The organism is Fructilactobacillus florum DSM 22689 = JCM 16035 (assembly GCF_001436645.1).
GTDB lineage: Bacteria > Bacillota > Bacilli > Lactobacillales > Lactobacillaceae > Fructilactobacillus > Fructilactobacillus florum.
The window spans coordinates 34,220-46,887 of the sequence record NZ_AYZI01000011.1; the positions used below are offsets into that span (position 1 = coordinate 34,220).

At 41.8% G+C, this 12,668-nt stretch carries 11 protein-coding genes; 7 read left to right on the forward strand and 4 right to left on the reverse strand.

Going from position 1 to position 12,668, the window contains the following annotated elements; all coding sequences use genetic code 11:
- Positions 1-5: 5 nt before the first annotated feature.
- Positions 6-2,348, reverse strand: coding sequence for an HAD-IC family P-type ATPase (locus FC87_RS06175; protein ID WP_051393786.1), 2,343 nt, complete (start codon positions 2,346-2,348; stop codon positions 6-8).
- Between the two features lie 193 nt (positions 2,349-2,541).
- Positions 2,542-2,973: an Hsp20/alpha crystallin family protein gene (locus FC87_RS06180; protein ID WP_225349211.1), complete on the reverse strand. Its 432-nt coding sequence runs from the start codon at positions 2,971-2,973 to the stop codon at positions 2,542-2,544.
- A gap of 215 nt (positions 2,974-3,188) precedes the next feature.
- Here FC87_RS06180 and FC87_RS06185 point away from each other — a divergent pair, with 215 nt between their 5' ends.
- From FC87_RS06185 to FC87_RS06210, 6 genes are all read left to right on the forward strand, one after another.
- The gene (locus FC87_RS06185) at positions 3,189-4,541 is read left to right on the forward strand and encodes a hemolysin family protein (RefSeq protein WP_009166348.1); all 1,353 of its coding nucleotides are present in this window, start codon (positions 3,189-3,191) and stop codon (positions 4,539-4,541) included.
- 56 nt (positions 4,542-4,597) lie between these two features.
- On the forward strand, positions 4,598-7,639 hold the full coding sequence (locus FC87_RS06190; RefSeq protein ID WP_035421571.1) for a YfhO family protein: 3,042 nt from the start codon (positions 4,598-4,600) through the stop codon (positions 7,637-7,639).
- 51 nt (positions 7,640-7,690) lie between these two features.
- Entirely contained in the window at positions 7,691-8,161 is a 471-nt protein-coding gene (nrdI, locus tag FC87_RS06195) for a class Ib ribonucleoside-diphosphate reductase assembly flavoprotein NrdI (RefSeq protein WP_035421573.1), read from the forward strand.
- A gap of 93 nt (positions 8,162-8,254) precedes the next feature.
- The gene (locus FC87_RS06200) at positions 8,255-9,598 is read left to right on the forward strand and encodes a dihydrolipoyl dehydrogenase family protein (protein WP_056961921.1); all 1,344 of its coding nucleotides are present in this window, start codon (positions 8,255-8,257) and stop codon (positions 9,596-9,598) included.
- A gap of 113 nt (positions 9,599-9,711) precedes the next feature.
- On the forward strand, positions 9,712-10,098 hold the full coding sequence (locus tag FC87_RS06205; RefSeq protein WP_054690774.1) for a DUF488 domain-containing protein: 387 nt from the start codon (positions 9,712-9,714) through the stop codon (positions 10,096-10,098).
- Between the two features lie 10 nt (positions 10,099-10,108).
- Positions 10,109-11,056, forward strand: a complete 948-nt coding sequence (locus tag FC87_RS06210; RefSeq protein WP_056961923.1) for an aldo/keto reductase — start codon at positions 10,109-10,111, stop codon at positions 11,054-11,056.
- A 79-nt stretch (positions 11,057-11,135) separates the two neighbouring features.
- On the opposite strand, the gene FC87_RS06215 is transcribed toward FC87_RS06210, so the two are convergent.
- Positions 11,136-11,489 (reverse strand): DUF1516 family protein, encoded by a 354-nt coding sequence (locus tag FC87_RS06215; RefSeq protein WP_035421575.1) that lies wholly within the window; start codon positions 11,487-11,489, stop codon positions 11,136-11,138.
- Between the two features lie 111 nt (positions 11,490-11,600).
- Between FC87_RS06215 and FC87_RS06220 the strand changes: the two genes are divergently transcribed.
- Positions 11,601-12,023, forward strand: a complete 423-nt coding sequence (locus FC87_RS06220; RefSeq protein WP_054690776.1) for a pyridoxamine 5'-phosphate oxidase family protein — start codon at positions 11,601-11,603, stop codon at positions 12,021-12,023.
- 99 nt (positions 12,024-12,122) lie between these two features.
- Here the strand turns inward: FC87_RS06220 and FC87_RS06225 are convergent, their stop codons facing one another.
- A complete protein-coding gene (locus tag FC87_RS06225) occupies positions 12,123-12,422 on the reverse strand; it encodes a hypothetical protein (protein WP_056961925.1) in 300 nt (99 codons plus the stop codon).
- Positions 12,423-12,668: the final 246 nt, after the last annotated feature.

Here is a 12,668-nt window from a genome sequence, read left to right on the forward strand (position 1 = left end):
GTGTTTTATTTTTTTAATGCTGAGCGCCAAATTGTCAACCGCTGCCAACTCCAATTCACCACTCGTTGTAACAGTAAAAACATCGGATTAATTAGTAAAATCATGACCGCTCCCACTAACAAGGCAACCCAATTGTTCAACCCCGTTAGCGAAAACAGTGGTCCTAAAAAGATGAAGACTGCTAAAAACAGGGTAATGCTGATCGAAACTACCATCAGTTTATAGCGGTTCCAAGGACGACTAATTAGCAACATCGCCTGCCAACAAACAAAGCCCGTTACTAATACATTCAACGAAGCGATACTAGGTGCTGAAAGTCCGAGGAAAGGACCTAATCCACCTAACAATAAAACGTCCACTACCACGCATAGCGCAGATGGAATGGCAATTGCAATAATTCCGCTCACAAATCGATTGCGGATCGGATGAAACTCAGGTGCCATTGCTAGGAAAAAGGATGGCACTCCGACCATTAGACTATTAATGGGAGTGAGCTGAATCGGTTGAAACGGATAGTTACGAGCCAAAAACAGAAAAATGACACTCAAAATAACGGAAAACATGGTTTTAATTAAATACAGCGAAGCAATGTTATCAATATTGTTAATAACTCGGCGTCCCTCTTTTAATACATTGACCATGGCAGAAAAATTAGAGTTAATTAACACGAAGTCCGCAATACTCTTAGTACTTTCATTTCCAGTCGCCATGGCAATCCCACAATCAGCCTGTTTCAAAGCTAGAATATCATTAACACCGTCCCCCGTCATTGCGACCGTCTTCCCAGCCTGTTGCATCGCGCGAATCAGCTGCTCTTTTTGTTCTGGTTTAACTCGTCCGAATACCCGATTATGCGCTACCAGTTTCGGATAGTTTGGAGTTTTCACCGTACTCATATCGACATACTGATCGGCTTGTGTCACGCCAACCCGACTAGCAATGCTGGCAACCGTGGTTGGATCATCTCCAGAAATCAGGCGAAGCGTCACTCCCTGATTGGCGAAATAACGTAGCGTTTCTGGGGCATCGCTCCGAATCACATCTGACAAGATCACAAATGCTATTAGTTTAGTCTTTGATAACGACGTTTCTGTCATTGTTTCGGCTGTAGCAAAGGCCAAGACCCGCAAACCTTGGGTCGCAAGTTCATGGACTTGATTAGACTCGTTCGAACTCATTTGCAAAACAAATTGTGGCGCTCCTAGCACGTAGTTTTTTCCATCGGCTAGTTGAGCTCCACTCCATTTCCGCGCCGAAGAAAACGGAATGATCCGCGAAGCAACTTGATTGGCTTGCATAAATTCTTTTTGCAAAGCCATCGCAGTGGCATTCGTATCGCCAACTTCTCGTAAGACTGATCCTAATAGCGGAGCAATCGTTGCTGTCGTTGTGCCCGTCGCGAGTTGTTCCAATCGGTCAAACTTTAGTTCCCCACTGGTGATCGTCCCCGTCTTATCAAGACAAAGCGTGTCAACTCGGGCAAGCGTTTCAATCGAAGCTAGGTCGCGCACCAGCACTTTGCGGCGTGCCAATCGATAGGCCGAGACCGCTAGCGTTACAGATGATAGCAGCACTAATCCTTCTGGAATCATCCCAATCATGGCGGCCACCGTCCCTAAAATGGCATCATTCCAACTTACTCCACGTAAAATTCGCGAGGTAAACAGAGCGAGTCCAAGCGGGATGATAATCACCGTTAAAATCCGAATAATTTTGTTAATCAAATCCAGTAATACACTTTTTTTTCGGCTCGTAGTTTTCGCCTTGGCAGTCAAAGAATTTACAAAAGTGTCATCACCAACCTTGGTGGCCTGCATCACCGCATGACCCCCCACCACAAAACTACCAGAAATCACGCTAGCGCCATTCGGTTTGTTAATCGGATTGGATTCACCCGTAATCTGTGATTCGTCGACTTCTAGTTCTTTAGTTGCCAAAATAACCCCGTCAACCGGGATTTGATCGCCGAGTGTCAACTGAATTACATCATCTAAAACCAGCTGCTCTGAAGGGATTTCAACTGTTTCTCCATCTCGAACCACTCGACTATGCGCTTGCGAAAGTAGCGCCATCTTATCAACTTGCCTTTTAGAGCGAACCTCTTGGATAATTCCAATCAGCGAATTTAAGAAAGCAATTAATAAAAACAAGAGGTTTTTATAGCTACCAGTGGTAAAGACCAACAGCCCAAGCACCAGGTTGATAAAATTAAAGAGGTTAAAAACATTGCTAACTACAATCTGTCCCACCGTTTTGGTTAAGGCAGGGGGTGGCGTATTCTTTTGCCCAGCCGCTACTTTAGCAGCAACTTCTGCTGAGCTTAAACCGGAATAATGCTGATCTGACAAGAGTGCTTCCTCCTTAACATCCTTTTCTAACAATTATAGCTGAAATGGGCAAACCCCGCTGGAAAAGTGTCACTAGATCAGACGATCTGCCTTAATTACAGGAAAAGGATGGTCATCGATAAAAAAAGTACTGATACCTCCACGTATGAAGGATATCAGTACCAAAATAGAACTGTTTTTCTAATTTATTTGTTTAATTAATATCAATTGACTTGCTAGTCTGCTCTTCTTTTGCTGACTTCGGTAATTCAATCTTTAAAAGACCACCATCGTAAGTAGCACTAATTTGATCTTTTTGAACATCCGGTAGGTAGAATGACCGACTAACATCGCTTGACCGACGTTCCTGATTGACCACATGTCCATCATCATCACGAACTTCTTTTTTCAGATCATGAACTGCGTGAATCGAAAGCGTGTCATCACTGTATTGAATATCGATATCTTGTTTTTGAAATCCCGGCAACTCAGAAACAACTTCATAGTGATCGTCATGATCAATCACGTCCGTTTTCATCCGATTATTACCGCCTGCGACCGAATTTAGTAGGCTTTTACCAAAGTCGCCGAAAAAATCGTCCAGTGGGTCGTAACTAATGTTGCTTAAATCTTTATTTGCCATCATTAAACTCCCCTTTGTTAATTAATTGTCAGCTTCCTGACACCTTTAATTATAGGGCGGTTACCTTTAAGATTCAAAAAATTTGTTTTCTTTTTACTGATTTCAAAACAGCTCCCGCCACTGTATGTTAATATGGTACAGAATTGTAAAATCCAAAAATTTTACAACTGCAGTTCCTGACCTCAAATCAACCTATCAAGAAAAAGGAGTACACGACATTGGTTACTGGATCGATTTTTATCGACTTAGTTATTATTCTCATCACATTCTTTTTAGCAGGATTTTTCGTTGCCTGCGAATTTGCCCTCGTGCAATCGCGCCCCACTGCCTTACAAGAAGAACTCGATGATGACAACACTTCAGAAAAACGCAGAAAAAAACTGACCCGCGAAATCAAAATGGTTAAAAATCTCAATGAATACCTGTCCACCACCCAAGTGGGTGTCTCATTGGCGGGGATTATTCTTGGGTGGATTGGTGAAACCTTTGTGATCGCACTTTTTGTTAATCTATTGGGCACCGATATGGGGGTTAACAGCGCTACCGCCCACGGTATTGGGGCAGTTCTTGGGATTATCCTACTGACTTATTTAGAAGTCGTTTTTACAGAAATTCTACCTAAGAACATCAGTATTGACATGCCTTTACAAGTGCTGAACGTGGTCAGCACACCACTACATTACTGTCATGTCGTCTTTTATCCCTTCGTCTGGCTGCTTAACATTTCTGCCAATGCAGTTGTCCGCATGTTGGGGCTCAAGGTTGCCAATGAAAATGACGAAGCTCTGTCACAATCAGAGATTCTGAGCGTTTCCAAAGCAGCCGTTAAAAATGGAGACCTGGAACAAAACGACTATCTCTACATGCAGCGTGCCTTCGAGTTAAACGATAAAACCGCTCGTGATATCATGATTGACCGCACCCAACTTAAAACCGTAGATTATAACGATACCGTAGCAGAAGCTACCGAAACCTACCTCAAGACTACTTTTAGCCGGCTTCCGGTGGTCAAAGATAACAACAAGGACAATATCCTTGGTTATGTCTACATCTATGATCTAGTTCAGCAAGCCCAGATTAACCCCAAAAAATCCGTTAAAGGGCAATTACGTAAGATCAGTACGACTGCTGAAACAACCCCGATTGCCATGGTTTTACAACAAATGATTAAGAATCACCAACCAATCGTGGTCGTAATCGATGAATACGGCGGTACTTCCGGAATTATTACCGATAAAGACATTTATGAGGAACTATTTGGAACCGTTCGTGATGAAATCGATCCTGCTAATCAGGCGCAGATTTTCAAGCAGGCTGACGGAACCTACAAAGTTAGTGGTAAGCTAAATACTCATGACTTTGAAAAATTCTTCGATACTAAGATCAAATCATTTGATAGTTCTGATATCGTTACCATCGCTGGATTTGTGATTGAACACAATCCCCATATTAAAATCGGTGACGTGGTTACAATTGGGCGCTTTCAGTTTAAAGTATTGGATTACGAAAACTCATTTATAAATTGGTTCGAAGTAACCCCCCTTAAAACTGACGAAACGAACCCTGCATAACCTTAAGAAACGCAAAACGAGGCCTGCCTCGTTTTTTTCGTGACAAGGAGTTTCCTATGAAAATATTTAAAAAAATTCCCGTGTGGATTGCCTATACTGCCTGCTTTTTGGTGATCATTAGCGCCTTTTGGCTGACTTTTCGCCTCACTAATCGTTCCCTTATTTGGAGTTTCGATGGAATTGCTCAACATTATCCCATCTTGATCGATTTTCGCCAAATGATCGTTAATTTTATACAGCACCCCCAGCATGGATTTACAAATTGGGCTTGGAATATTGGATTGGGTGCAGATCAACTGACAAGCTTCTCTTACTATGTTGTCGGGGATCTGTTTAACTACCTTATTATTTTGTTCCCCAAAAATCAGGTAGCTTTAGGCTACAGTGTCTTAGTAGTTCTCAGGTTATATTGTGCCGGACTGGCCTTTTTATTATACTGTCGCAATTTTCACTTCAAAAAATTCAGCCAACTTATCAGCACGCTTACCTATACCTTTGCTAGCTATGCCCTATATGCTGGCATGCACCATGCCTTCTTTTTATTACCATTAATTCTGTTCCCACTCCTTGCAAATGGAATTGAACAAGTCTTGCACCGTCACGCGGTAGTTCCATTGATAATTGCCGTCACCATTACCTTCCTCAGTAACTTCTATTTTGCCTACATTCTTGGGTTAGGTTGCCTCGTTTACGTCATTGTACGTTATTTCGACCTTCGCACCTCCAAATCATTTCGTCCTTGGAAATCCTTGCTTAGCCTGACAGCAGCGGTTATTGCCGGGCTCGGCATGGCTGCCGTCCTCTTCGTCCCAACAATTATGTATGCTTTTCAATCGACTAGAATCACTAATCAATTTGCCAATGGTTATCATCTCTACCCACTTAGCTACTATCTTGGGCTTCCTGGAAAAATAATTGGGATGGGAAATAGCTTTAATTTCTGGTTAATAATTGGGATTAGCGGTTTTAGCTTGTTAGCCATCATCTACGTATTGAGCCACTTTCGAAAATATCGTGCCCTTAATTGGTCCTTAATTTTACTTGGAATTGGAATTGTTTTCCCACAAGTTAGTGCTATTTTCAATGCCTTTGCTGCGCCATCAAATCGCTGGCTATCGCTCGGGCTATTGCCCATTGGACTTGCCAGTGCATATTTTGCTGAAGCGTTGCGCCACCTAACCCACCGTGATCTTGCCATTCTAGCAGCCAGTGGACCGAGCTTGCTTCTGGTGATCTGGCTCAGCAACGGAGGGATATTAAAACTACATCGGCATGATTTGGTCGAATATTTACTCTTCTTTAGTCTCATCGGCATCCTTTTAATAGCCAATTTATTTAACTGGAAACGACGGTGGCTACAAAGTTCCGTTTTAACCCTAGTGATTGTTAATCTAATTAGTCTAGGAATCGGATTTTACAGCCCCAATAGCAGTAGCTATTCTAAAACGATGTATCTACAAAATCAGGCTCAGCAGGCTGTTTCCAACTACTATGACCAAGCCGATCACTATGTAACTCCCCGCCTCAACCATGAGCGAACCACGATTGGACCACGGTATCATTATCAGCCCGATCAGCGAAAAAATTCTTTAAATACCGACTATTTTAATGCAGAATCAAATATCCCAATGGTTCTCGGAACCCATGACATTGCTTCATATCTGACCGTTGAAAATGGTTATGTTGGCGCATTGGAACAACAGGTTCAAAACAACCAATTCACACCGAATAATCCAGTCGCCCAAAATGACTACCGCACCTCGCTAGAAAACCTGATGGGTGTTAAATATCTTTTCTTAGATAGCACTAGGGAAGAAAAAAATTTGCCCGCTGGTTTTAAAATCGTTCGTAACCGCGATCGCCAGCCACGCCTTTTCCCAATCCCTAACCAGCTAGTTAATCCGGCCAAACCAAATGGCACTATCATCGCCAAAAACAACGAGGCGTTGCCCCTTGCATATACCCAAACACACGTGCTGACCGATCAGCAATTTCATCGCTTAAGCCCACTTGAGCGTGAACAAAGTCTGATAGCAGCAGCCAACCTTCCTAGCGCCATTTCGGGCATTAAGCCCTTACACTACCACTCGAACCTGCGCTCGTTGGCTTACCAAACGCAACTAGATCAGACCAATTTATTGACGAAGCCCGAGCAACTGGATCAATTACCTGCAAGTACTCGGTCAAATCGATCTCAGCCTAACGCTACTTATGCTACCGCACAACAAATTAAAGCAATTCTCAAAGAAAATACAGACATCGCAAACCAAAGCGTCCAAAAAAATCGAACTGGTTTACATCAACTAACCTCTGATGCTCTAGGCAACCAAAATCAGTACGAGTTAACCATTAAAAATCCAGAACAGACGCGTAACCACGAGTTATACCTAAAATTAGAAGGTATCACTGTTACCCCTCTTGATGCAGCGCAAACGGCTGCTAACAAGGCCAATCGAGCCGTATTAGCTAATCGGGCACTAGTTCCATTAAACCAACTAACCGCTATTCGAAATAATCTAACCAGCTATGATAATGGTAGCTTTGTGATCACCGCCAGTGCCCACGGAATGAGCAACGCCGTTACTCAGCTTGGTAAAGACGAACTGTCAAACTACTTGCCAAAACACCAAGCACTCCTTAACTTGGGCTACTCTGCCAAATCTCGCAAAACCATTACCATCAAATTTGACGGACCCGCCGCAATTAACATCAAAAAAACACGGCTCATCGCGGTTCCGTTCAAGCAAAACTATCACCGTCAAATCAAACGGTTACAGCAGGCAAGGCTACATCAACTCCGCCTCCAAAAAAATACGGTTACTGGAATCAGTCATGAACCCCAAAAAGCGGTTTTGACAACATCAATCCCATACTCAAGCGGCTGGCAGCTTTCAATTGATGGGCACCCGACCAACACTAAGGTAGTTAATCAAGCTTTTGTTGGTGGCGTTGTCCCTGCAGGTAATCACCGAATTCGACTCACCTACCACACTCCCGGTTTGCTAGTTGGTTTCATCATTACTCTGATAACCAGTCTGTGTTTGGCTGGTAGCTGGTTGTGGTACTTAATCGTCATTCGAAAGTCATCGCAAAAATAATCTGAAATTTTTCTAAAAAACGATTACACTTATAATAAGGAGGTGGTAATTGTGAAACAAATCCGAATTTTATTTATTTCTATTGAGGGAAATACCCGCAGTTTCGTTAACCACTTGGTTAGCTATGCTGAGCAGCAACATCAAATACACCCAACACAACCACTAATTACTGCTACAGAAATTAGCGATCAAACTGATCTACAAGCCGAGCACCAGCCATACTTTGTTTTTGTCCCCACCTATCTAGATGGTGGCAATGGGATTGATAATGGCGTAAAAGAACTAATGACAAATTCAATGGGCGAATATCTTGATTTTCAAGAAAATGCTCAGTATTGTCAGGGAATCATCGGCAGTGGCAACAAAAATTTTAATGCTCAATACTGTTTAACTGCCAAGCGGTATGCTCGAAAATTTCAGGTTCCCTTTATCGCTGATTACGAACTTCGTGGAAATCATGATGATTTAGAACGAATCTATGCTGATTTAGTAGCCTTTGTAGCAGAACAAGCTGCTGTTTAATGACTGCTGGCGGGCAGATTAATTGACTTTAACATTAGAATTCTAAACAATGGTTGTATACAATGATATTAGGATTTTCTAGGAGGTCGAATGATGGTTACAAATGATTATCAATACGATGTTTTATATCTCGGCAGTGGTCATGGTGCCTTCAACGGCGCACTTGCACTGGGTGCCAAAGGTGATTTTAAGATCGGTATGGTCGAAGCTGACAAGGTTGGTGGAACCTGCCCTAACCGCGGTTGCAACGCCAAGATTGCGCTTGATATGCCCGTCAAATTAAAACATGAAGCTGAAAATATGCAGGGAAAAGGGATTCAGGGGATTCCAAAAATTGACTGGGCCGCAAATGTAGCCCATGAAAAAGAAGTCATCAAAGTACTTCCTGGAGCAATCGAAGAATCATTGGTTGCTAATGGCGTTGAAATGATCCACGGCTATGGAAAACTAGTTGATCCTCATACCATTCGCGTCGCTGGAACTGACTACACCGCTACCAACATTGTGATTGCCACTGGTGCTCACTACCACCAGCTCGACATTCCTGGTGCGGAATTTCTCCACGATGGAACTGATTTCTTAAGCTTATCAGTGCAGCCCAAGGAATTAACCATCGTTGGAGGAGGCTACATTGCGGTCGAGTTTGCATCCATTGCAGCAACCGCCGGAACCAAAGTAAACTTATTGTTGCACCACGATACTGCCCTACGACAATTTTACCAACCATTTGTGGCGGATCTTTTACAACAACTTGTTGACCAAGGGGTTAACATCGTCAAAAACGTTACTCCAGAAGCAGTTAAAAAGACTGCTAACGGCTATGATTTACAGACAAACCAAGGAACCTTTAGTTCTGACTGGATTCTAAATGCCACTGGTCGTGACCCCAACACGAGTAACCTTGGCCTAGACGAAGTCGGCATTGCTTACGACCAAAAAGGAATCAAAGTTAACGATCATTTGCAGACTTCAGTTCCTAGTATCTATGCTTCTGGCGATGTTTTAGATAAAAAAGTCGGTCGTCTAACACCAACTGCCATCTATGAATCAACTTATCTAACTAAATTATTTGCACATGAAACCAGTGCCGCCATTAAATATCCGGCAGTTCCAAGTGCTGTCTTTACCATGCCACGTATCGCACAAGTTGGCGTAACTGTGGATGAAGCAAAGCAACATCCAGAAACTTACAAAGTTGTTGAATCTGACTTAGCTGGTGACTGGTTCCGTGTCTCGATGCGTGCTAACCGTGGGAAAGCTATCACTATTTTCGATCAAGAAGGCTATTTAGTCGGAATGACTGAGATTAGCTCTGAAGCAGACAATGCCATCGGTAGCATTCTGCCCTTCATCGAGTATCATATTGATCCTGAGCAGATGAACGACTTCATTACCCTCTTCCCTACGATTTCATCAGAAACTAAAAATCACTTATAAAAGTTCATTTAAAAACCAGCCTGGGTTAGCCCAGCTGGTTTTTAAGTTAGCCGATTAGAGCTTAACTGCAAATCTGTTGTATACTAAACAAGAGCATGGTTGGGAGGTCGTTTATGAAACTTCAACTGGAACGGATTTATACAAAGCCGGCTGATTTAAATGGATATCGGATTTTAGTTGATCGACTGTGGCCCCGAGGAATTTCCAAGGCTACGGCATACCTCGATGCATGGGAAAAAGCAATTGCCCCATCGCCAGCGTTACGGAAGTGGTTTAACCATGATCCAAGTAAATTCTCTGAGTTTGCTAAAAACTATCAACAAGAATTAAACCAAAATCCAGCAACCGCCATCTTTATTAACGAGGTTGCCCAACGCTTAGCGACGCAAAATGTAATTCTATTGTATGGAGCTAAGGATCAGAAACATAACCAGGCAGTGGTGCTTTTCCAGTACCTGCAAAATTTATCAATCATTCAGACATCGTTATCTAAAGATTAGGAGTATTTTTATGACTAGTGTTAAAATCGGAAAAACCAATGTTACTACGCAACCACTTGGATTAGGAACCAACGCCGTTGGGGGCCACAATTTATTCCCCAATCTTGATGACCAAGTTGGAATTAAAATTGTTCGTCAGGCACTTGATGACGGCATCACAATGTTAGATACTGCCTTTGCCTATGGAATGGGTCAATCAGAAAAATTAATTGGGCAAGCCATTCAGGGCTATGATCGCAGTAAGTTTCAGATTGCCACCAAAGGGGCGCAACGAGTTACCGCAAACGGCGACGTGGTCATCGATAATTCTCCCGCCTTTTTAAAACAATGTGTAACAGACAGCCTGGAACGACTCCAAACTGATTACTTAGATATTTTCTACATTCATTTCTCTGATGGAAAAACACCCTTAAATGATGCCGTAGCAGCACTCAACGAGCTCAAACAAGCTGGCAAAATCAGAGCCATTGGAGTTTCTAATCTATCAATGGACCAACTTAAAGAAGCTAATCAAGATAATCTAGTGGATATCGATGAAGAACAGTATAATCTCCTGCATCGTGATGCCGAAGCGGAACGCTTCCCCTATCTACGTGAGCACCAGATTTCATTTGTGCCTTTCTTTCCATTAGCTTCAGGACTGCTAACTGGCAAGTACCATGCAGAAACTTCATTTCCAAGCGATGACATTCGTCATGATAACCCGGACTTCAATGGTGAACGCTTCACCACAATTGTTAACCAAGTTGAGCAAGTCGAGCAAATTGCGCGGCAGCATCACGCTAAGGTTGCCCAAATTATCTTAGCTTGGTACCTTAAAAACCCTGATATTAGCGTGGTAATCCCGGGAGCTAAACACCCAGCACAGGTTCAAAGCAACGCTCAAGCCTTACAAATTGACCTTTCTGCTGCCGAATATGCTGAAATTGATCAGTTATTCTCACCAGAAAAGTTGTAATAATTAAATCTAAAGCAAAAAAAATAGCCGTTCGACAATTTGGTCGAACGGCTATTTTTAAACCACATTAATTTTGTAGCTAAAATGGATAACCACCAGCAAGATAAATTCCCATGAAACCGACAAGCAACAGCAAAAATAGTGTTAAATAAATCCACATTTTGTTAAGCCGATGATGAAGCCGCCAGGCAAAGGCCAACTCAATCACCACAATCAAAAGTAGAGCGGCCACGACTTTAATAATGGTTAAAACTGGGGCAGCAGCATATGCTCCACCAAGAAGCAATAAACCGGTACCAAGCGCAATTAAGTAACAAATACGGGCAATTATCATACTAACTTTACTCGTAGTTGGACGCTTACTGAACAGTGCTACCAAAACGACTATAAGCAAAATTATCCAATTGATTAAATGAAGCCAGCTGATTAACATAATATCGCTCCCTCTACATATATGTAAACATAGTTACCAATGTTATTATAACATTTCTAGAATCACATTATTAAATATGATAAAATCACTCCAAAGGAGATCTATCTTACTATGAAAAATACATTAACTACTTTTAAAGAAATTACTCATGCCGTCGAAAACATCAATTTAGCAACGGTTAGTGAAGAAGGTATCGTATCGAACTCAATTGTTACTTTCAACCAAGATGACACTGCCGACAACGTTTACTACGTACTGACTAATTATCAAAGTCATCGCGCCCAGAATATTATTACCCATCCCCAGGTCGCAGTTTCATCTTGGTTTGAACAAAAATCAGGAAAACGTTTTTCCTCTAACAACGCTACTGCGAAAGTCCACACGGAGCTTGACTTTATCGCCGCTGTGGCTGGGAATCACCCAGCGATGACTAAATTTGGAACGGACTTCTCTGGTAAATGCATCCTTGAAATTACTTTAAAGTCTGCGCTGATCGAAGACTTCGCAGGTAATGTGCAAAACGTTGAATTCTAGATTTTATCATTAGCAGGAAGCCACCCTACACTCCATACTTAAGAAAAACTTTTGATTTCAGTAAGCAATGTTTAATCCCAAGTCTATATAATTTATTTACTATTTGGAGAAATCGTGGCTGTGCTTTTCAATTGCTTCATTTACCTTATGATCCCACTTACCCCTAATACTGAGTTCCATCTTAGTAGTACCATTTGATACGAAGCCAGTTGCTTGCTCCTCCAAATTTTTAACTTTTGCTAGTTGACTAGTTTGCAACTGTCCATTTACATATCCGCCAACATCGATCCTACCCATTGGATTATGTCGCACACTAAAATAGTTAATTGTAACGTTTTTTATCTTATGATATTTATCATCATCATAAACGATTTTTTTTAGTTCAGTTGAGTTATCCATGACGATTTTTATCAGGTAAATCCGATAACCACCATAACCAATAATTATTCCACCTACGATAAAAGCTAGGATAATTTTTAAACCTAAGCTACCGTTTTTAAATACAGCTTAATTGTTCATCATCCTATTTGGTATCTAATAATCTACCTAATTTTTGTGACATTAATCCAGCACCATAATAAATTTTTCCAGTATCTAGATCTTTATCTAGCACCGTATCAAAATTCATTTGCTTATCTCCATTGA